The sequence below is a fragment of the Bordetella genomosp. 8 genome (genome assembly GCF_002119685.1).
In the GTDB taxonomy this organism is placed as follows: domain Bacteria; phylum Pseudomonadota; class Gammaproteobacteria; order Burkholderiales; family Burkholderiaceae_B; genus Bordetella_C.
Map to the genome: position 1 here is coordinate 4303066 of NZ_CP021108.1, position 21315 is coordinate 4324380.

Consider the following 21315-nt stretch of genomic DNA (forward strand, 5'->3'; position numbering starts at 1 on the left):
CCTGGCGGCGAGGCGCGCCGAGCGCGCCCGCGTGGGCCCTCCCCGGGCTCAGAGGCCGGCCGCCAGCCGCAGGTCCTGCCAGGCGCGGGCCTTTTCCACGGGGCTGCGCAACAGGTACGCCGGGTGGTAGCTCACCACCATGGGGATATCGCCGGCATCGGTCTTCAGCGTGTGGACGCGGCCGCGCAGGCTGCCGATGGCGGCATCCGTTTCCAGCAGGGTCTGCGCGGCGAATCGGCCCATCACCAATATGCGCTGCGGCTTCAGCAGCGCGATCTGGCGCATCAGGTACGGCCGGCAGGCGGCGATTTCTTCAGGCTTGGGGTTGCGATTGCCCGGCGGCCGGCACTTGATCACGTTGGCGATGTAGACATCGCGCTCGCGGCTCATGCCCACGGCCGCCAGCATGGCGTCCAGCAATTGCCCCGAGCGGCCGACGAAAGGCAATCCCTGCCTGTCCTCCTGCTCGCCGGGCGCTTCGCCCACCACCAGCCAGCGCGCGTTTTCGGCGCCCATGCCGAACACGGCCTGCCGGCGTCCCTGGCATAGGCCGCAGGACCTGCATTCGAGCACCCGCTCACGCAGGGTCGACATGTCCAGCACGGCCAGCGATTCGGCGGTGGGCGGTGGTTGCAGCGGAGCGGGCTCGCTGGCGGCGGCAGCCGCCGACGGCTTGCCGGGCCGCATGGGGGGTCTGCCCTGTGGCCCCGCCGCGGGCGGACGCCCTGGCGTGGATGCGGTGCCGGCTCCAGCCGTGGCCGGGGCGCCGGCCTCGGGGAGTCCAGCGGCCACCGCGCCGGAGCCGGGGTAGCCGGTCGTGCCGGCGCCGGCGAGGCTGGCGGGGCCGGCTGCCACGGCATCGGCACCGGCACCGGCCTGTGGACCGGCGGCCGCCGACCCAAAGGTGCCGGCCTCGGCGCCCGCGGTGGCGGATGCACCGGTACCGGGCCGGGAACCGGCGGCGGGCGCCGACGCGGCCTCGGCGCGGGTAGCGGCCACGGCAGCACCCGGCGCGCCGGAGGCGACCGCCGGATCGGCGCCGGCCGCCTGCGGCGATTCCTGTCGCAGCCACACCTTTTCCATGCCGATCTCGCGCAGCCAGGCCCGCTGCAGCGGATTCAGCGCCAGCGGCTTGACCGGCGTAGCCGTCGGATCAACCATGGCCGACCTCGTCCAGGGTAACGGGCTTCTGCATCACCAGCGCGTCCTCGCGCCGGCCACGGCCAGCCGGGTAATAGCCGCGCCGCAAGCCTACGCGCAGGAAACCGTGGTGTCCGTAGAACGCCACCGCCCCTGTATTGGACGGCCGGACTTCCAGCAACACACCCCCTATGCCGCGTTGACGCGCGCGCTCCACGCACCACTTGATGAGCCGGGAACCCAGCCCCTGCCGATGCATGGTCTTGTCGATGGCGACCACCAGCAGATGCGAAACGTCCGGGGCATGCATCAGGATGCAGAAGCCCAGCATCCTGCCGGCCCGGCGCAGCACGCAGGAATCGTAGCCGGCCGCCAGCGCATCGGCGAAATTGCGGCGCGTCCACGGAAAGGCCTGCACGGAAGCCTCGATGCGATCCATATCGTCCAGGTCCTGTTCCGTCATGGGCGACATTTCGATCGGCAAGGCGTCGGCCGGCGGTGGCGCCGGGTGCGACGCCGCCGCCTGCGCGGCGTGGTCGGGCGCGAGCGTCCGCGCCGCCTGGTCAGGCACCAGCGCCTGCGCCGCCTTGGGATTGCCGCCCTGGCCCGCCAACCGCTCGGCGGTGGTGAAGGCCACGCGGTCGCGCACGTAGAGCGGCATGGCCTGCTCGGGCGGAACCGTGTCGCCCTTGCGCCAGGCCATCAGCGCCAGCCGCGCAACGTCGCGGGCATGCGGCCGCATGGCGTCGTAGCGCGCCCAGTCGGCATGTGGCGCCATCAGTCGCGCATAGGCGTCCCAGGCGTCGCCGGCCAGCACGGGAGACAGCGCCAACCCGGTACGGGCCCGCCAATCGAGCAACCGGGCTTCCACCCAGGGCACGACTTCCGCCGCGGCGATCAGCAGCGGCGCCGCCAGCACCTCCCAGGCCGTGTCGTCGGCGGCGCCCTGCGCACGCCGGTACACGGCCAGATAGACCTCTTCCATGCGGGCATCGAGGGCCACCACGATCGCCTGGTCGGGCCTGGCGGGCACCTGCGCGGCCACGGCCAGATGCGACACGATGGGCACCACCGGCAGTTCGTGGGCCATGGCGATGCCCTGCGCGACCCCGCACGCCACGCGCAGGCCGGTGAAGCCGCCGGGTCCCTGGCCGAACGCGACCGCCTGGATATCGCCCGCTTCCAGGCCAGCATCCCGCAACAGGTCGCGCGCCATGGGCAGCAGGCGCTCGGCATGTTCCTGCGCGCCTTCGTGCTCCAGGGTGGCGATGGCCGGGCCGCCCGGGAGGTCCCGCAGCAGCGCGACGCTGCATCGGGACGAAGAAGTTTCAAGCGCCAAAAGGGTGGGATTCATAGCGGAATTGTACGTAATACCAAAGACTTGCCCTCGTTTGTAAGGGGGATTTCAACCATCCTGTCCAATGTGTAATATCTTGTGAACGCCCACTAGCCGGTCATTCCGGGCACTGTTACATTTCCCGCCATGAATACGCAAAACACCACTCCGACGCGCAAAGTCCTGGTTGTCGACGACGATCCCCGCCTGCGCGACCTGCTGCGGCGTTATCTCTCGGAACAGGGCTTCAATGTCTTCGTTGCCGAAGACGCCAAGGAAATGGGCAAGCTCTGGCAACGGGAGCATTTCGATCTCCTGGTGCTGGACCTGATGCTGCCCGGCGAAGACGGCCTGTCCATCTGCCGTCGCCTGCGGGGTGGGCATGACAACACGCCTATTATCATGCTGACCGCCAAGGCCGAGGAAATCGACCGTATCGTCGGCCTGGAAATGGGCGCGGACGACTACCTGTCCAAGCCGTTCAACCCTCGCGAACTCCTGGCGCGCATCAACGCCATCCTGCGCCGCCGCGGCACCGAAGAGCACCCCGGCGCGCCCAGCCAGGAAAACGAATCGATCGCCTTCGGGCCTTATATCCTGAACCTGTCCACGCGCACGCTGACGCGCAACAACGAACAGGTGCCGATCACGACGGGCGAGTTCTCGGTACTCAAGGTGTTCGCCCGCCATCCCAAGATTCCCCTGTCGCGCGACAAGCTGATGGAACTGGCGCGCGGCCGCGAATATGAAGCGTTCGATCGCAGCCTGGACGTACAGATTTCCCGCCTGCGCAAACTGATCGAACCGAATCCCTCCAAACCGGTATTCATCCAGACAGTCTGGGGACTGGGTTACGTTTTCGTGCCGGACGGTGGCAGCTGAAACCTGATCGTTCCCGGGGCAGGAACGCCGTAACATGCTCCGCTTTCGCAGCGCCCTGAAAGCCATGACGTCGCGAATACGTCTGGGCCTGTTCGGCCGTACGTTTCTGCTGTTGGCCACGCTCATGCTGGTCAGCCTCGGCGCCTGGCTGCAGGTCTTCTTCAGCATGGAACTGGGCCCGCGCGCCAATCAAATGGCGCAGCGGGTGATCACTGCCGTCAATATCACGCGCACCGCGCTCGTCTATTCGCAGGCGGACGAACGCAGCAAGCTGCTGCTGGACCTGGCCACCAACGAAGGTATTCAGGTCTACCCGCGCGAACTCACCGACTTTGCCGAACCCCTGCCCAACGATGACTACTGGCAGCGGGTTGCCGACCACATACGCAGCCGCTTCGGACCGGAAACGCAGATCGCCTGGGGCGTGAACCAGGTGCCGGGGTTCTGGGTCAGCTTCCAGATCGACCGCGATCTGTACTGGCTGGTCTTCGAGCGCGAACAAATAGGCCTCACGGGCGGTATCGAATGGCTGGGTTGGGGCGCGACCGCCCTGCTGCTCTCGCTGGTGGGCGCGGCCGTCAGCGTCGGCTTCGTCAACAGGCCGCTGTCCAGGCTGGCCCGCGCCGCGCAGGTGCTGTCGCGCGGCGAAACGCCGGCCCCCCTGCCCGAAAACGGCCCGCTGGAAATCCGCGACCTGAACGCGTCATTCAACAGGATGGCCAAGGACATCCGGCAGACGGAGGCCGACCGGGAGCTGATGCTTGCGGGCATCTCGCACGACCTGCGAACACCGCTGGCGCGCATGCGCCTGGAGATCGAAATGAGCGGCGTGTCGGAAGACGCGCGGCAGGCGATCGACGACGATCTCGCCCAGATAGATCATAGTATCGGGCAGTTGATGGAATATGCGCGACCCGCAGGCACCCTGCCACAGATGGCCACCGACGTCTCCAGCGTGCTGGGCGAGCTGCTGGACCGGGAGCGCAGCCACACCGCGTCCACCGGCGGCGAAATCGAGGCCTTCATCACGCCAGGCCTGCGGGCCCGGATCACGGCGCTGGATCTCAAGCGCATCGTCAGCAATCTGCTGGAAAACGCCCGTCGCTATGGCCGTTCGGGCGACGGCCAGGCTCACCTGTACATGGGCGTGCAATCGGAGGGCAATATCATCGCCATCGAAGTGTCCGACCGCGGGCCCGGCATCGCCGCCGACGACGTGGATCGCTTGCTGCGGCCGTTCTCTCGGGGCGAGGCGGCCCGAACCGGCGTGAGCGGGGCGGGATTGGGGCTGGCCATCGTCGAGCGCCTGCTGAAACATGTGGGAGGTACGCTGAAAATGCTGCCTCGCGCAGGGGGTGGGCTGACGGCGAGGATAGAATTGCCCAAAGCGCGCATTAGGAATTTTCAATTAGACAGTGAAACCTAATAGCGTAGAATTACCTGTCTGTATTCAGTCACCCAAAACGCAAACGCAAGGAGTCCACATGAAAACTGTTGGCGACAAACTCGAGCCTTTCAAGGTTACAGGCGTCAAGCCCGGCTTCAACCAGCATGAAGAAAACGGCGTGTCCGCCTTCGAGGACATCACCGAGAGCTCCTTCCCCGGCAAGTGGAAGGTGATCTATTTCTACCCGAAGGACTTCACGTTCGTGTGCCCGACCGAGATCGTCGGCTTCAACTCGCTGGCCAAGGAATTCGAAGACCGCGACGCCGTCCTCCTGGGCGGTTCCAGCGACAACGAATTCGTCAAGCTGGCCTGGCGCCGTGAGCACCCGGACCTGAACAAACTGGGTCACTATCAGTTCGGCGACACCACCGGCGCCCTGATCGACCAGCTGGGCGTCCGCGAAAAGGGCGCTGGCGTTGCGCTGCGCGCGACCTTCATCGTCGATCCGGACAACGTCATCCAGCACGTTTCGGTGAACAACCTGAACGTCGGCCGCAACCCGGAAGAAGTCCTGCGTCTGCTGGACGGCCTGCAAACGGATGAGCTGTGCCCCTGCAACCGTAAGGTTGGCGGCGACACGCTGTAATATCCATCGCCCGGTTCGCCGGGCTTTTGCTGCTTCACGCTATAGGTAAAAACTATGGAATTTATCCAAACCATTAAGGACGCAGTGCCGGATTGGGCCAAGGATATCCGGCTGAACCTGGACGGCGTGATTGCCCGGTCCACCCTGCCGGCGGCGGACGCCGTCGGCGCGGCCCTGGCGGCGGCATTCGCGTCGCGCAGTCCCTTCCTGATCGAAGCGTTCAAGCAAGGCCTGTCGGAAACCGATGCCAACGCCGCCTTGACCGCCGCGGCGCTGATGGGCATGAACAATGTATGGTATCCCTACGTAGAGATGGCGGACGATGCCCAGTTGAAGAGCCTGCCGGCCCAGCTGCGCATGAACGCCTACTCCACCAGCGGCGGCGTGGACAAGAAGCGCTTCGAGCTGTTCGCCCTGTCGGCTTCCATCGTGGGCAAATGCCATTTCTGCGTGCAGTCGCACTACGCGCTGCTGAAGAAGGAAGGCTATTCGGTGGAACAGCTGCGTGACGTCGGGCGCATCGCGTCGGTGGTCAATGCCGCCGCGCTGGTGCTGACGGCACAGGGCAAGTAAGCACCGCACTGGCCGACACCCCGGGCCGGGCCGGCGTGCCGCGATCGACGGCGCCAGCCCGGTTTTTTTGCGCCTGGTTCCCCCGCCGCCGAGTCCGACGCCTACGCGCTGTCCGCGCGCGCCAGCAAGGCCACTACAGTGGCCGCGATTCCTTCCTTGCGGCCCAGGTAGCCCAGGCCTTCATTGGTCTTGGCCTTGATGTTGACCACGCTCGCGTCCACGCCCAGATCGGCGGCGACGTTGCTGACCATGGCGGCGGCATGCGGCCCGATCTTGGGCGCCTGGGCATGGACCGTGGCATCGATATTGACCACCACCCAGCCGGCGGCCCGCACCTTGGCCATGGCCGCGCGCAGCAGCACGCGGCTGTCGGCGCCGCGATAGGCCGGATCGGTGTCGGGAAAGTGCCGACCGATATCGCCCAGCGCCGCGCCGCCCAGCACCGCGTCGGTGACGGCGTGCAGCAGGACGTCCGCGTCGGAATGGCCCTGCAGGCCATGCGTATGCGGGATGGTGACGCCGCCGATGATCAGCGGCCGGCCGGTCACCAGCGCATGCACATCGAAGCCCTGACCGACACGGAAGGGTACATTCACAGCCATTTCTCCATCAATGCAAAGTCTTCCGGCCAGGTGACCTTGAAATTGCGCATGACGCCGGGCACCAGCAAGGGCGCGTGGCCGGCGGCTTCGACGGCGGATGCTTCGTCGGTGACGTCGATGCCGCGATCTTCGGCATCCCGCAGCGCCCCGCGCAGCAGGCCGGCGGGAAACATCTGCGGCGTCTGCGCCAGCCACAATTCCTGGCGATCCACGGTGCGCGCCACGCGCCCCGCGCCCGCCTTGACGGTATCTCGCACGGGAAGCGCCAGCAGGCCGCCCACGGGATCGTCCAGGCACGCATCGATCAGGCGCGCCAGCACGTCCGCGGGCAGGCCGGGACGCGCGGCGTCGTGCACCAGCACCCACTCGTCGTCCGCCGCGCCGCTATCGGCCAGCGCCTGCGCCACGGTGCGCGCGCGCGTCGGGCCGCCGCAGGGGCGCCAGACGGTGCGCGGCAAGCCTGCCAGGGCCGTTTCCACCCAGGCGTCGCCGGCGGAAACGGCGACGCGCACTTCGCGTATGCGCGGATCGGCAAGCAGGGCAAGCACCGTATGCCGCAGCATGGGCAGTCCGGCCAGCGGCTGGTATTGCTTGGGCACGCCGCCATGATCCGAAGTCAGGGCGCGGGCGCCGACGCCGGCGGCGGGAACGAGCGCGATTAGGGAAGCAGACATAGGCCGGAGATTTTATAATCTTCCTTCTCATGCCTGCAGATTTCCCCTCTACTCCCGCGGCGCCGCTGGTCCCGTCGACCGACTCCACCCTGGCGGCCCTGAAACCCGGCACCCGATATACGCAGCCCCGTCCTCCCGGTTCGGGCGATGCGTGGTTATTGGCCGACCTGGCGCGCCAGGCGCGCCGGCCGCTGCTCGTGCTGACGGCCGACCCGCTGGAGGCGCAACGCCTCACCGATGAAATCCTGCTTTTCGCACCTGAGCTGCGCGTGCGCCAATTGCCGGACTGGGAGACGCTGCCCTACGACGCGTTCTCGCCGCACCACGACCTGATATCCGAGCGGCTCAAGACCCTGGACGCGCTGATGCGGCAGTCCGTGGACGTGCTGACGGTGCCGGTGACCACCGCCTTGTATCGCCTGGCACCGCCGGCCTTCATGGCGGCCTATACGTTCTCGTTCAAGCAGCGCGACAAGCTGGACGAAGCCGCCCTGCGCGCGCAATTGACGCTGGCCAATTACACGCACGTCACGCAGGTCACGGCGCCCGGTGAATTCTGCCTGCGCGGCGGCTTGATCGACCTGTTCCCCATGGGTTCGGCCGTGCCCTACCGGCTGGACCTGTTCGACAACGAGATCGAATCGATACGTGCCTTCGACGTCGACACCCAGCGCAGCCTGTACCCGGTCAATCAGGTGCAGCTGCTGCCCGGGCGCGAGTTCCCGATGGACGAAGAGGCGCGCAACCGCTTCCGCGCGCGCTTTCGCGAGCTCTTCGAAGGCGATCCCTCGCGTGCCCTGCCGTACCGCGACATGGGCAATGGCATTGCCTTCGCCGGCATCGAGTACTACCTGCCGCTGTTCTTCGACCAGACCGCTACGCTGTTCGACTACCTGGCGCCCTCTACCATCACGGTGACGATAGGCGACATCGACGACGCCATCCGCCGCTTCGCCCAGGACACCGGCAGCCGCTACGACTTCCTGAAGAGCGACCGCGAACGTCCGGTGCTGCCGCCATCGGCGCTGTTCCTGGACGCGGACTCGCTGTTCGGCCAGTTGAAGGATTTCGAGCGTCTTTCGCTGACCGCCGAACGCGGCCATCCGGACATCGGCCCGGCACCGGACGTAGCCGTCACGCGGCGCTCCGACGATCCGGTGGCCCGCCTGCGCGCGGTGGTCGACAGCGGCAAGTGGCGCCTGCTGCTGTGCGCGGATTCCGCGGGCCGGCGCGAAACGCTGGCGCAGATGCTGGCCGAATTCGACCTGGCGCCCGATTTCGAAGCCGCCTCCATCGAAGACTTCCGCGTTTCCGCGGCGCGCCTGGCGCTGCTGGCGGCGCCGCTGACATCGGGCTTCAGCCTACCCGGCGAAGGCATCGCCTTCATCACCGAAAACGATTTGTACCCCGGCCAGGCGGCGGTCAGCCGGCGCGGCCGGCGCGAGCAGGAACGCGCCAGCAACGTCGAAGCCATGGTGCGCGACCTGTCCGAACTGCGCGAAGGCGATCCGGTCGTCCATGCGCAGCACGGCATCGGGCGCTATCACGGCCTGGTCAACATGGACATGGGCGAAGGCGAAATGGAGTTCCTCCATCTCGAATACGCCAACGGCAGCACGCTGTACGTGCCGGTCTCGCAGTTGCACGTCATCGCGCGCTACAGCGGCGCCGATCCGGAAGCCGCGCCGCTGCACCAGCTGGGCTCCGGCCAATGGGACAAGGCGCGACGCAAGGCCGCCAAGCAAGTGCGCGACACCGCCGCCGAACTGCTGGACCTGTACGCCAAGCGCGCCGCGCGCGAAGGCTATGCCTTCAAGCTGCAGCTCAACGACTACGAGGCTTTCGCCGAAGGCTTCGGCTTCGAGGAAACCGCCGACCAGGCCGCGGCCATCCAGGCCGTCATCATGGACATGACCTCGGGCAAGCCCATGGATCGCCTGGTCTGCGGCGACGTCGGTTTCGGCAAGACCGAGGTCGCGCTGCGCGCGGCCTTCCTGGCGGTGGCCAACGGCAAGCAGGTCGCCCTGCTCTGTCCCACCACCCTGCTGGCCGAGCAGCACGCGCAGACCTTCGCCGACCGCTTCGCCGACTGGCCGGTGCGCGTGGTGGAACTGTCCCGCTTCCGATCCGCCAAGGAAGTCGCGGCGGCCATCCAGGGCATCAACAGCGGCAGCGTCGACATCGTCATCGGCACCCACAAGATCCTGTCGAAGGACGTGCGCTTCAAGCAGCTGGGCCTGGTCATCATCGACGAGGAACACCGCTTCGGCGTCCGCCAGAAGGAAGCCCTGAAATCGCTGCGGGCCGAAGTCGACGTACTGACACTGACCGCCACGCCGATCCCGCGCACCCTGGGGATGTCGCTGGAAGGCATACGCGACTTCTCCGTCATCGCCACCGCGCCGCAGAAGCGCCTGGCGATAAAAACCTTCGTGCGCCGCGAAGACGGCAGCACCATACGCGAAGCCCTGCTGCGCGAATTGAAGCGCGGCGGGCAGGCCTACTTCCTGCACAACGAGGTCGAAACCATCCACAACCGCCGCGCGCGCCTGGAAGAGCTGGTGCCCGAAGCGCGCATCGCCGTCGCGCACGGGCAGATGGGCGAACGCGAGCTGGAACAGGTGATGAAAGGCTTCTACCAGCAGCGCTTCAATGTCCTGCTGTGCACCACCATCATCGAAACCGGCATCGACGTGCCGACGGCCAACACCATCGTCATCCATCGTGCCGACCGCTTCGGCCTGGCCCAGCTGCACCAGTTGCGCGGACGCGTGGGCCGCTCGCATCACCAGGCCTATGCCTACCTGCTGACGCCGGGCGAAGACGCGATCACGTCCAACGCCAAGAAGCGGCTGGAGGCCATCCAGGCCATGGAAGAACTGGGATCCGGCTTCTACCTGGCCATGCATGACCTGGAAATCCGCGGTACCGGCGAAGTCCTGGGCGAATCGCAGTCGGGCAACATCCAGGAAGTCGGCTTCTCCATGTACACGGACATGCTGAACGAAGCCGTGCGTGCGCTGAAGGCGGGTGAAGAACCCGACCTGGAGGCACCATTCGGCAAGTCCTGTGAAGTCAACCTCCACGCGCCGGCCCTGCTGCCGGCGGACTACTGCGCCGACGTGCACGCGCGCCTGGCCGTATACAAGCGCCTGTCCCATGCGGAAGACGAAGACGACCTGATCCGCATCCAGGAAGAATTGATCGACCGCTTCGGCAAGCTGCCGGAGTCGGCGCAGACCCTGCTGGCCTCGCACCGCCTGCGGCTGGCGGCGCAGGCGCTGGGTATCATCAAGATCGACGCCAGCGAGACCCAGGCGCTGATACAGTTCGGACCGAACCCGCCCATCGATTCCATGCGCATCATCGAACTGGTGCAGAAGCAGCGGCACATCAAGCTGGCCGGACAGGACAAGCTGCGCGTCGACATCAAGGGTCAGCAGATTCCCGCGCGCGTGGACGCGGTGCGCACGGTGCTGCGCGCACTGGCATGACCCAGGACCCATCCAGATCCCATCCAGATCCCATATGAACACCCACTACCTCGTCATCCAGTCTCCTGCCCTGACGTCCGACCATTGCGAACAGGTGGCCGCGCTGTCGCAGGCCCAGGGGCTGCTGCGCCTGAGCGCCACGGCCGCGCGGCTGCTGGATGTCCAGCACGACGACGCCACCCGCGCGGAAGTGCGCGCCTGGTGCGAGAACGCCGGCGTGGACTACGCCTTCATGCCCAAGGGCAGCGCGCTGTCGCAATGCAAGGTGCTGGCCATGGACATGGATTCGACGCTGATCAACATCGAATGCATCGATGAAATCGCCGGCGTGGCCGGGGTCAAGGACAAGGTCGCGGCCATCACCGAAGCCGCCATGCGCGGCGAGATCACCGACTTTTCCGAAAGCCTGCGCCGCCGCGTCGCCTTGCTGGCGGGGCAGCCGGCGCAAGCGCTGGAACAGGTGTACCGCGACAAGCTGCGCCTGAATCCCGGGGCCGAAAGCCTGATCGCCTCCGCGCGCGACGCCGGCATCAGAATACTGCTGGTATCCGGCGGATTCACCTTCTTCACCGAGCGGCTGCGCGAACGCCTGGGCCTGGACGAAGCGCATTCCAACACCCTGGAGATCGTCGACGGCAAGATCACGGGGCGGGTACTGGGTGACATCGTCGACGCGGCCGGCAAGGCGCAACGCCTGCAGGCCTTCGCGCGGCGCCATGGCGCCGCCGCCGAACAGATCATCGCCATGGGCGATGGCGCCAATGACCTGAAAATGCTGGGACTGGCCGGGTATTCGGTCGCCTACCATGCCAAGCCGGTGGTGCGCGAACATACGCGCTTCGCCTTGAACGTATCGGGACTGGACGGCGTGCTCAACTGGTTCGAACACTGAGCGCCGCACGGCCGCCGGGCCGTTGAATAATCATCTCCACTTCAGGATACACACGCGGACCTAGAGATTTCTGAACGACGCGCGGGTGGCGCGCGCCCAGAATGGATCGCCGGGACGATGCAAGGGCTTTCGTCCCGTCCAGGCCCTGGCCGGCCGCACTGATCCGCAGGAGATGACCATGCCACCCAACGTACACCAGATGGAATACAAGCGGCGCGAGCTGCAGGCGATGATGGAGGCCCGCAGCCATCTGCCGCCGTCGCCTCGCAAGCAGCACGCGCAACACGAGCACAAGCGGCAGGAAATGTTCGATACGGTGCTCACGTATATGAACGCCATGCTGGACGGGCTCGACATCCTGGCCGACGGCAGGCCGCTGCCGCAACAGGAAGCGCGCGACTGGATCGACACCCTGATCGAATGGGCGCCCCTGATCGCGCAGGTGCCTTTCGGCAGCGGACCTATCAAGGCCCCGGTGCAAATGGCGGTCAAGGGGTACAACAAGCTTGCCATCAGGGGCCATACCGCGCCAAGGCTGGAAAAAGCGCTGAACAACGGCGTCGCGCTGTCCGGGCTGGCGCCCGTGGTCTTGACCCCCGAGGGCTGGGCCGAGAAGATTTCCGCCGCCGCATCCGTGATGGGCTACACGGCGCACGGCACCGCCGTGGCCGGGGCCAAAATCGCGATGCCCCTGGGCGTGAAGACGGCGCTGGCGCCATCGCTGGGCAATCTGCTGGTGCAGATCTCGCACTGGACATCCAGCACCGCGACGGCATTCGGACATGTGGCCACGAACATCGCCGCCGTCGGTCCGGCGCTGAGCGCCGGGATGGCGGCCATGAATGTGGCGCTGTCGTACAGCAAGTTCGACGCGGTGCTGGCCATCGCCGAGCACTACGGGCACCACCAGTGCACCTGCCTGCAACACGTCGAGGCGATCGCGTCCGCGAGCATGGACGCCAACATGGACCGTGCCATGGCGCTGCATCCATTCCTCGCGGTGGGCGTGGCGGGCAAGGCGCTGGACAGCAAGGCGCACTGGGTGGCCAACAAGTTCCGCGGACCCGAGCGACGGACGCACCGCGGCGGCTACGACATTGCCATCGGCCTGTGGGAAGGCGCGCAGGCGCCCGCGATGCACCGGGTCTACAAGACCACCCGACCGCTGGTGGCGTCGGAGCGCTGCCCCATCGCGATGCTGGCGATCGCCACCCTGCTGGGCGCCAATGCCGATCCCTTGAAGGGTTGGCGGGACGCCGTCGCGGCCATCAAGGCCGAGCGTGAAGCGGGGGCGCTGAAGATCAAGGGCAAGATCGCCTGATCCGCGCGGCCCGGTGCGCGGCCATGGATAGGCGGCCCCGGGACGACTGCCGCGGCAGCCGTCCCCGCCCCCTATCAATAGCGCAGCGACGTGGTCAGGATGACCTGACGGCCGGGACCGTAATCGGCGTGATGCACGCCATTGGTCCGGGCGAAATATTCCTTGTCCGTCAGGTTCAGCACGTTCAGCTGGAAGGTCAGGTTGGGCGATGCCTGATAGGCCGCCATTGCGTCGAAGCGCCAGTATGCCGGCATGTAGACGCTATTGGCGCCGCCGCCCCCGCCGCCCTGGTTGCCGCCGTAGGTCTTGCCCACGTAATAGATGCCGCCGCCCACGGTGAACTTCGGCAGCAGCTTGTAGGTATTCCACAGGCTGAAGCTGTTGCGCGGGGTATTGGCCAGCGGATCGCCTTCGTTCACGCCGTTGTAGGCCCCCTTGACCAGTTCGCTGTCCATGTAGCTGTAGCCGCCGAACACATTCCACTTGGGCGTCACCGCACCGGCAAAGCCGAGTTCGAGCCCGCGCACGCGGGTCTTGCCCGCCTGTTCGAAGACGCCTGGGTCCACCTGGATCTGCGCATCCTTGCGGTCGGTCTGGTAGATGGCCGCGGTCAGGGTCAGCTTTTCGTTCAGCACGTCCCACTTGGTGCCCAGCTCGATGGTACGGCTCTTCTCCGGATCCAGGCTGTCGGTATCGGCAGTCAGGGTTTCCTGGTCACCGCCGCTGACCGTGGGCGGCGTGGACGCCGTCGCATACGACAGATAGATGCTGCCGTTGGGCGCGGGCTTGTAGACGATACCGGTCTGGTAGCTGAAGATATTCCAGCTGCCGCTGGTGCTCTGCGAGCTGGTCGCGCCACGCGGCAGGAAATTGCCGTCGATGCGATAGTTGTCGAAGCGGCCACCCAGGTTCAGCGACCAGCGGTCGTTGAACTCGATGGTGTCGAAAGCATAGATGGCGCGTGTGTTCGACGTGGTGTCGCTGTTCAAGGGCCCGCGCGAAATATCGCCGGACCAGTTGTCGTGCGGATCCGGATGGTAGACGGGCGTGCAGTCCATGGATCCGGCGGGGAATACCGTCGGGCAGAAACTGCCGGACGTCGTCGTCACGTTGTAGCTGGCGTTCTTGTTCTTTTCGTTGGTGAACTCGACGCCGACGTCGTAGCTGTGCTTGAGCGAGCCGGTGTCGAATTTGCCGTACAGCTCCGTGACGTTCGACAGCATGGTGGTCTGGTTCCAGCGCGATTTCAGCCCGCGCTGCATCCACCACTCGCCGCTGGCCGGGTCGAAGCGCGCCGCGCCACCGTCGCCGGGGTTGGTCAGCACGTAGTCGTTCAGCGTCTGGCCATAACGCGTGGCATTGCGCAGGGTGACGTGCTGGTTGAAGTCATGTTCCAGCTCGATCGTGCCGATGTCGGCCTTGTTCTTCACGTAGTCGCGGTCATACACGCCGTAGAACTTGCTGCGGCCCACGTTCAGGATGCCGTCGCTGGTGTGCTTGCCGGGGATCTTCGTAGCCAGCGGCACGCCATAGTCCGGCATGCCGTCGGACTGGAAGTGGTAATAGCTGAAGGTGGCGCGGGTCGGCGTTCCCAGGCCGAAGGACAGCGATGGCGCCACGCCCCATTTGTCGTAATCGACGGCATTGCGGCCCGGGACATTGCCCTTGCCGTCCAGCAGGTTCAGGCGGAATGCCGAGTTGTCGTTGAACTGCCAGTTGGCGTCCACGGTGCCGCGCCAATAGGCGTCGGTGCCCAGGCCGGCGTCCGCCTGTACGAAGGAGCCCAGCTTGGGTTTCTTGCTGACCAGGTTGATGCTGCCGCCGCCCGAGCCACGGCCACCGTAGGCCGAGTCCGCGCCGCGGATGACCTCCACGCTTTCGACGTTGAAGATTTCGCGGGTCTGGCCGCCGGGGTCACGGATGCCGTCGACGTAGATATTGTTGCCCGAGGAGCTGCCGCGGATGAATGGCCGGTCGGCGAGCGGCTGGCCGCCTTCCCCCGCGCCGAAGGTGATGCCGGGAGAATTGCGCAATACGTCCTGAAGCGAAGTGGCCGCGCTGTCCTGGATCACCGTCTGCGGAATGATCTGCACCGACTTCGGCGTATCCAGCAGGGGCGCCGTGAACTTCGGCGAAGACGATACCGGTACGTCGTACAGGGAATCGCCTTCGACCTGGACGGGCGCCATTTCCGTGACGGGAGCGTTCTGCGCGACGGCCTGCTGCCCCAGGAACAGCGCGGGGCTCGCCAGCGCAACGGCCAGGGACTGGGTTAACGTATTCAAGGAATACGAGTCTTGCTGCTTCAAGGGGCTTCTCCGAGTTGCTAACGATAATGACAACGATTCTTATTTTGAAACTTTGTGCCGAATGATAGACAAACTCGGTGAGACGGACAATATTTATTAATATGGAGCACACAATGTGGCGCTTCAGCGACATGTCAGCGGCGAATCGCACGCATCCGACATTCAGAAATTCGTCAGAATGGAGGCGGAAATGCGTTGGCTGAAGATCACGCGCCTGTGGGCGCTACGAACGCGGCAGGACGCGATGACGGTCTGGTTCGCGTTGCGACATCCCGCCACCCCCTGGTACGCCAAGGCGTTGGCGATCCTGACGGCCGCCTATATCCTGAGCCCCATCGACCTGATACCGGACTTCATACCGGTGCTTGGCCTGCTGGATGACCTGATACTGGTGCCGATCCTGATCTGGGCAACCCTGCGTGCCCTGCCCGCGCCGGTGCGCGCGGACAGCCGCGAACGCGCGCAGGCCTGGGCCGCGCGCAGGCTGGCGCGCCCCGGCAGCAAGGCCGGCGCGGTATTTGTGGTGATCGTGTGGATCGCGATCGCCGCCGTGATCGCGTGGTGGGTCTACGTGACCTGGTTCAGCCCTGTCGCGGCGAGCGCCGCCGTTTGAGCAGGTAGCGGATGACGAAGCCGGGATACGCCAGCACCAGGAACAGGCACAGGCCGATGGCGTAGAACTCCCAGCCTTGGGAGAAGCGATTGCCCAGCGCGGACTCGAAAGCGAACCCCAGGGCGCCGACGACCAGGTAGAACACCAGGAGCTCGAACAGGCGCAGCCAGAATGGCTTGGGCAGGGGCGCACCGTTCCGGCGCCATACGAAGAGCGCGAACACCCGCTCGTTCAGGAACGGCAGGTTGGCGCAGACCAGCGCCAGCGCGATCAACAGCCAGACGGCAAGGGTTTGATTCATCGGCCCGGTTGAAGCGAACGGCGGCGCATTGCGCGCCGCCGTACTGGTTTTTGACAAGTCTGCCGGCCGGCACGAGGCCGGCCGCGAGCTGGCTTACAGGCCCAGGGACGTCTGCACCGCGCGCACGCAGGCCGCCATCAGGCCGCCGGGTACGATACCCAGCAGCAGCACCAGCACGCCGTTCAGCGACATCAGCCCGCGCTGCACGCAGGAAGCCGATACCGGGTGGACGTCGCCCACGGGATCGTCGAAATACACGACCTTGACGACGCGCAGGTAGTAGAAAGCCCCGATCAGCGAGAACATCACCGCGATCACGGCGATACTGACATGGCCCATCTGGATCAGCGGCTGCAGCACGGCCAGCTTGGCGTAGAAACCCACCGTGGGCGGCAGGCCCGTCAGCGACACCATCAGGACCAGCACGATGAAGGCATGCCAGGGGCTGCGGCGGTTCAGGCCTTTCAGGTCGTCGATGTTGTCGCACTCGAAACCATCGCGCGACAGCAGCAGCACCATGCCGAAGCTGCCCAGGGTCGTCAGTACATAGGTGACGATGTAGAACAGCGCCGCGCCGTAGCCCACCGCCGGGGACTGGCCGCCGGCCGCCAGGCCCAGCAACACGAAGCCCATGTGCGAAATGGTCGAATAGGCCAGCATCCGCTTGAAGTTGGTTTGCGCGATGGCGGTCAGGTTGCCGACCGCCAGCGACAACACCGCCAGGATCAGCAGCATGGGTTGCCAATCCGCGGCCAGCGAGTGCATGGCTTCGATCAGCACGCGCAGCGTGATCGCGAAGGCCGCCAGCTTGGGCGCGGCGCCCAGCAGCAGCGTGACGGCCGTCGGGGCGCCGTGGTAGACGTCGGGCACCCACATATGGAACGGCGCCGCGCCCAGCTTGAACGCCAGACCAGCCACGATGAAGACCACGCCCAGCACCAGCGGCAGATACTGCGCCTTGCCGGCGCCGATGACCGCGGCGATCTGCGCCAGGTCCAGCTGGCCCGTGGCGCCGTAGATCATGGACATGCCGTACAGCAGGAAACCGGAGGCCAGCGCGCCCAGCACGAAGTACTTCATGGCGGCTTCGGTGGCCGTGGCGTCGTCGCGGCGCAGCGCGATCAGCGCGTACAGCGAGAGCGACATCAGCTCCAGGCCCAGGTAGACCGTGATCAGGTTGCCCGCGGAGATCATCACCATCTGGCCCAACAGGCCGAACAGCGACAACACGTACATTTCGCCGCCACGCAGCATGTCGCGCGACTGCGAATAGACGCGGCCGTAGACCAGCGTGACGAACACCGCCACATAGGACGTGACCTTCAGCAGGTGCGCCAGGTCGTCGGTGACGAACAGGCCGCCGAACGCCCTGCCCTTCACGCCATCGTGCCACTGCATCAGGGAAATGATCGTCAGCACCACCAGCGTGCCCAAGGTCAGCACGTAGCTGATCTTGCGCGTGGGGTGATTGCTGACCGCATCGACCAGCAGGATCACCGAGCCCAGAACGAGCAGCAGGATCTCCGGCGTCGCCAGCGCGAAATCGAGTGAGGAGTGCATCATTGTCTTGGCTTACAGTTTCGAGATGGCAACGTGTTGCATCAGGGCCTGCACCGACGCATGCATCACGTCGGTAAAGGGCTTGGGATAGATCCCCATGTACAGCACGGTAATCGCCATCAGGCCCAGGATCAGGAATTCGCGGCGATTGATGTCGGTCAGCGCGCGCACGTGATCGTTGGCGATTTCGCCGAAGGCCACGCGCTTGACCATCCAGAGCGAGTAGGACGCGCCAAGGATCAGCGCCGTGGCCGCGAGCAGGCCGATCCAGAAGTTGTGCTGCACGGCGCCCATGATCACCATGAATTCGCCCACGAAACCGCTGGTGGCCGGCAAGCCGCTGTTGGCCATGGAGAACAGCACGAAGAACGTCACGAAGCGCGGCATCGTGTTCACCACGCCGCCGTAATCGGCGATGCGGCGGCTGTGCACACGGTCATACAGCACGCCGATGCACATGAACATGGCGCCCGACACGAAGCCGTGCGAGATCATCTGCACGATGGCGCCTTCGACGCCGGCCGTGTTGAAGATGAAGAAACCCAGCGTGACGAAGCCCATGTGGGCCACCGACGAGTACGCCACCAGCTTCTTCATGTCCTCTTGCACGATGGCGACCAGGCCGATGTAGATCACCGCGATCAGCGACAGGGCGATCATCAGGCCGGCCAGGCTGTGCGAGGCGTCCGGCGCGATGGGCAGCGAAAAGCGCAGGAAGCCGTAGGCGCCCAGCTTCAGCATGATGGCGGCCAGCACGATGGAGCCGCCCGTGGGCGCTTCCACGTGGGCATCCGGCAGCCAGGTGTGCACCGGCCACATCGGCACCTTCACCGCGAAGGCCGCCAGCAAGGCGACGAACACCAGTATCTGCGGGGTCATGCCCAGCTTCAGCTGGTGCCACTGCATGATGTCGAACGAGCCGCCCGACGCGTTCCACAGGTAGATGAAGGCCACCAGCGTGAGCAGCGATCCCAGCAGCGTGTACAGGAAGAACTTGAACGCGGCGTAGACGCGGTTCGGCCCGCCCCACACGCCCACGATGATGTACATCGGGATCAGGGTGGCTTCGAAGAAGACGTAGAACAGCAGGCCGTCCAGCGCGACGAACACGCCTATCATCAGGCCCGACAGGATCAGGAAGGCCGCCATGTACTGCGCGACGCGGCTGGTGATCACTTCCCAGCCCGCCAGCACCACGATGACCGTGATGAAGGCGGTCAGCAGCACGAACCACAGCGATATGCCGTCCACGCCCAGGTGGTAGTTGACGTTGAAGGTGCTGATCCACGGCACGTTTTCGACGAACTGCATGTTCGCCGTCGACGCGTCGAAGCCGGTGTACAGGGGAATCGTCACCAGCAGCCCCGCCACGGCGCCGATCAGGGACAGCCACAGCGTGAGTCCGCGCTTGTTGTCCCCGCCCAGGGCCAGCACCAGCAGGCCGAAGACGATGGGGACGAAGACCGCGAGGGTAAGCCAGGGAAAAGTATGGGATGCCATCTCGCTAGCCATTTATTGGGGAATCAGCACGAAGAAAGTCACCAGGGCCAGGATCCCGATGATCATGGCAAAGGCATAGTGATAGATGAAGCCGGACTGCAGGTAGCGGCTGACGCCCGCCACCCAGCCGACCAGCCGGGCGCTGCCGTTGATCAGGCCATCGATCAGGCCGCGATCTCCGGCCTGCCACAGGCCGCGGCCCAGGCCGCGGGCGGCGCGGGCGATCACCTGCTCGTTGAACCAGTCCACGTAGTACTTGTTCTCGAGGACGACGTTGACGCCCGACAGGCTGCGCTTGATCGCCGCCGGCACCTTGGGATTGACCAGGTAGCAGTACCAGGCCACCACCGCGCCCGCGACCACCAGCCAGAAGGCCGTGGTGGTGAAGGCGTGCAGGCCGAAGGCGACCCAGCCGTGCCATTCCTCGGCCAGTTCATGCATGGCCGGATGGTCGGGCAGCACGGTGATGGCGCCCTGGAAGTACTTGCCGAACAGCATGGGATCGATGACCAGCGCGCCGATGATCACCGACGGGATCGCCAGCACGATCAGGGGCAGCGTGACGACCCAGGGCGATTCGTGCGGCGGGCCGCTGTGGCCGTGGTCGTCATGGCCGTGGCTGTCGGCCGTGCCATGCACCTGCGCTTCCGCGCCATGGTTGTCGTCGTGGTGCGCATGGCCATGGCCGTGCGTATCGAAGCGTTCCTTGCCGTGGAAAACCAGGAAGTACACGCGGAACGAATACAGCGACGTCACGAAGACGCCGACCAGCGTGGCGAAGTGCGCGAATCCGGCGCCCCAGATCTCGGACGCGGCCGCGGCTTCGATGATGTGTTCCTTCGAGTAGAAGCCCGAGAAGAACGGCGTGCCCACCAGGGCCAGCGTGCCGATCAGGAAGGTGATCCAGGTAATGGGCATGTACTTGCGCAGGCCGCCCATGTTGCGGATGTCCTGGTCATGGTGCATGCCCATGATCACCGAACCCGCGCCCAGGAACAGCAGCGCCTTGAAGAAGGCGTGCGTCATCAGGTGGAAAATCGCCACCTGGTAGGCCGATGCGCCCAGCGCCACGGTCATGTAGCCCAGCTGCGACAGGGTCGAATACGCGACGACACGCTTGATGTCGTTCTGGATGATGCCCAGGATACCGAGGAACAGCGCGCCGATCGCGCCGATCACGATGACGAAGGACAGCGCCGTATCCGAATGCTCGAACAACGGCGAAAAGCGCGCCACCATGAAGATACCCGCCGTCACCATCGTGGCGGCGTGGATCAGCGCGGAAATCGGCGTCGGGCCTTCCATCGAATCGGGCAGCCAGGCATGCAACGGCACTTGCGCCGATTTACCCATGGCGCCGATGAACAGGCAGATGCAGGCCACCGTGAGCAGCTTCCAGTCGCCGCCCGGAAAGGTCATGCCGGCCAGCTTGTCGGCCTGGCTGAACACGTCCGCGTACTGCATCGAGCCGACGTAGGCGAACAGCAGGCCGATGCCCAGCACGAAGCCGAAGTCGCCGACGCGGTTGATCAGGAAGGCCTTCATGTTGGCGAAGATCGCCGTCGGCCGCGTGTACCAGAAGCCGATCAGCAGGTACGACACCAGGCCCACCGCTTCCCAGCCGAAGAACAGCTGCACCATGTTGTTGGACATGACCAGCATCAACATGGAGAAGGTGAACAGCGAGATATAGGCGAAGAAGCGCTGGTAGCCGGGATCGTCCGCCATGTAGCCGATGGTGTAGATGTGCACCATCAGCGACACGCTGGTGACCACGACCATCATCATGGCCGACAGCGGGTCGATCAGGAAACCGATGTTCAGCTGGGTGCTGCCGATCAGGCTCCAGGTGTAGACGTTCCCGTCGAAGGTGTGGCCGTTCAGCACGTCGCCCAGCACCACGAAGGCACCGATCGTCGAGATCAGCACGCCCAGGATGGTGATGACGTGCGCCCCGCGCCGCCCGATGGGCTTGCCGAGGAACCCGGTGCCGAACAGGCCGGCGAGGATGGCGCCGGCCAGGGGCGCCAGCGCGATGAGCAGATAGAGATTGGGAGAGCTAGACATTGTTATTCCTGGACTCCG

The 21315-nt window shown here is 65.7% G+C and carries 17 protein-coding genes; 8 read left to right on the forward strand and 9 right to left on the reverse strand.

Annotation, left to right across the window (positions count from 1 at the left end; translation table 11 throughout):
• Positions 1 to 48 precede the first annotated feature (48 nt).
• Positions 49 to 1161, reverse strand: a complete 1113-nt coding sequence (locus CAL12_RS19575) for a uracil-DNA glycosylase (RefSeq protein ID WP_232464571.1) — start codon at positions 1159 to 1161, stop codon at positions 49 to 51.
• Complete coding sequence (gene tsaB / locus CAL12_RS19580; RefSeq protein ID WP_086066153.1) at positions 1154 to 2494, reverse strand: tRNA (adenosine(37)-N6)-threonylcarbamoyltransferase complex dimerization subunit type 1 TsaB; 1341 nt, start codon at positions 2492 to 2494, stop codon at positions 1154 to 1156. The genes CAL12_RS19575 and tsaB overlap by 8 nt, the downstream gene beginning before the upstream one ends.
• A 129-nt stretch (positions 2495 to 2623) precedes the next feature.
• Between tsaB and risA the strand changes: the two genes are divergently transcribed.
• Genes risA through CAL12_RS19600 form a run of 4 tightly spaced genes read left to right on the forward strand, consistent with a single transcriptional unit; the run spans position 2624 to position 5964 of the window.
• Entirely contained in the window at positions 2624 to 3358 is a 735-nt protein-coding gene (gene risA, locus CAL12_RS19585) for a response regulator transcription factor RisA (RefSeq protein WP_057649758.1), read from the forward strand.
• Positions 3359 to 3392: 34 nt separating this feature from the next.
• The gene (risS, locus tag CAL12_RS19590) at positions 3393 to 4784 is read left to right on the forward strand and encodes a sensor histidine kinase RisS (protein WP_086066154.1); all 1392 of its coding nucleotides are present in this window, start codon (positions 3393 to 3395) and stop codon (positions 4782 to 4784) included.
• 58 nt (positions 4785 to 4842) lie between these two features.
• Positions 4843 to 5391, forward strand: a complete 549-nt coding sequence (locus tag CAL12_RS19595; protein ID WP_086066155.1) for a peroxiredoxin — start codon at positions 4843 to 4845, stop codon at positions 5389 to 5391.
• Positions 5392 to 5445: 54 nt separating this feature from the next.
• A complete protein-coding gene (locus CAL12_RS19600; protein WP_086066156.1) occupies positions 5446 to 5964 on the forward strand; it encodes a carboxymuconolactone decarboxylase family protein in 519 nt (172 codons plus the stop codon).
• A 101-nt stretch (positions 5965 to 6065) separates the two neighbouring features.
• On the opposite strand, the gene ispF is transcribed toward CAL12_RS19600, so the two are convergent.
• Both ispF and ispD read right to left on the reverse strand, forming a co-directional pair.
• A complete protein-coding gene (gene ispF, locus CAL12_RS19605; protein ID WP_086066157.1) occupies positions 6066 to 6560 on the reverse strand; it encodes a 2-C-methyl-D-erythritol 2,4-cyclodiphosphate synthase in 495 nt (164 codons plus the stop codon).
• A complete protein-coding gene (gene ispD / locus CAL12_RS19610; protein ID WP_086066158.1) occupies positions 6557 to 7240 on the reverse strand; it encodes a 2-C-methyl-D-erythritol 4-phosphate cytidylyltransferase in 684 nt (227 codons plus the stop codon). Before ispD ends, ispF begins: the two co-directional genes overlap by 4 nt.
• Positions 7241 to 7269: 29 nt before the next feature.
• On the opposite strand from ispD, the gene mfd reads away from it, so the two are divergent.
• The 3 genes from mfd to CAL12_RS19625 all read left to right on the forward strand — a co-directional run bounded on the left by mfd (position 7270) and on the right by CAL12_RS19625 (position 12947).
• Entirely contained in the window at positions 7270 to 10734 is a 3465-nt protein-coding gene (gene mfd / locus CAL12_RS19615; protein WP_086066159.1) for a transcription-repair coupling factor, read from the forward strand.
• A 34-nt stretch (positions 10735 to 10768) separates the two neighbouring features.
• Entirely contained in the window at positions 10769 to 11626 is an 858-nt protein-coding gene (gene serB, locus CAL12_RS19620) for a phosphoserine phosphatase SerB (RefSeq protein WP_086066160.1), read from the forward strand.
• A 178-nt stretch (positions 11627 to 11804) separates the two neighbouring features.
• On the forward strand, positions 11805 to 12947 hold the full coding sequence (locus tag CAL12_RS19625) for a hypothetical protein (protein WP_157793036.1): 1143 nt from the start codon (positions 11805 to 11807) through the stop codon (positions 12945 to 12947).
• 74 nt (positions 12948 to 13021) lie between these two features.
• Here the strand turns inward: CAL12_RS19625 and CAL12_RS19630 are convergent, their stop codons facing one another.
• Positions 13022 to 15256, reverse strand: coding sequence for a TonB-dependent receptor (locus CAL12_RS19630; protein ID WP_198298271.1), 2235 nt, complete (start codon positions 15254 to 15256; stop codon positions 13022 to 13024).
• Positions 15257 to 15446: 190 nt separating this feature from the next.
• Here CAL12_RS19630 and CAL12_RS19635 point away from each other — a divergent pair, with 190 nt between their 5' ends.
• Positions 15447 to 15869, forward strand: a complete 423-nt coding sequence (locus CAL12_RS19635) for a YkvA family protein (RefSeq protein WP_086067997.1) — start codon at positions 15447 to 15449, stop codon at positions 15867 to 15869.
• On the opposite strand, the gene CAL12_RS19640 is transcribed toward CAL12_RS19635, so the two are convergent.
• The 4 genes from CAL12_RS19640 to nuoL form a co-directional block, all read right to left on the reverse strand.
• Positions 15838 to 16170 carry a DUF2818 family protein gene (locus CAL12_RS19640; protein ID WP_086066162.1) on the reverse strand — a complete coding sequence of 111 codons (333 nt, stop codon included), beginning with the start codon at positions 16168 to 16170 and terminating at the stop codon, positions 15838 to 15840. The genes CAL12_RS19635 and CAL12_RS19640 overlap by 32 nt on opposite strands.
• A 93-nt stretch (positions 16171 to 16263) precedes the next feature.
• Entirely contained in the window at positions 16264 to 17733 is a 1470-nt protein-coding gene (nuoN, locus tag CAL12_RS19645; protein ID WP_086066163.1) for an NADH-quinone oxidoreductase subunit NuoN, read from the reverse strand.
• 9 nt (positions 17734 to 17742) lie between these two features.
• Positions 17743 to 19230: an NADH-quinone oxidoreductase subunit M gene (locus CAL12_RS19650; RefSeq protein ID WP_198298272.1), complete on the reverse strand. Its 1488-nt coding sequence runs from the start codon at positions 19228 to 19230 to the stop codon at positions 17743 to 17745.
• Positions 19231 to 19242: 12 nt separating this feature from the next.
• Positions 19243 to 21297 carry an NADH-quinone oxidoreductase subunit L gene (gene nuoL, locus CAL12_RS19655; protein WP_086066165.1) on the reverse strand — a complete coding sequence of 685 codons (2055 nt, stop codon included), beginning with the start codon at positions 21295 to 21297 and terminating at the stop codon, positions 19243 to 19245.
• Positions 21298 to 21315: the final 18 nt, after the last annotated feature.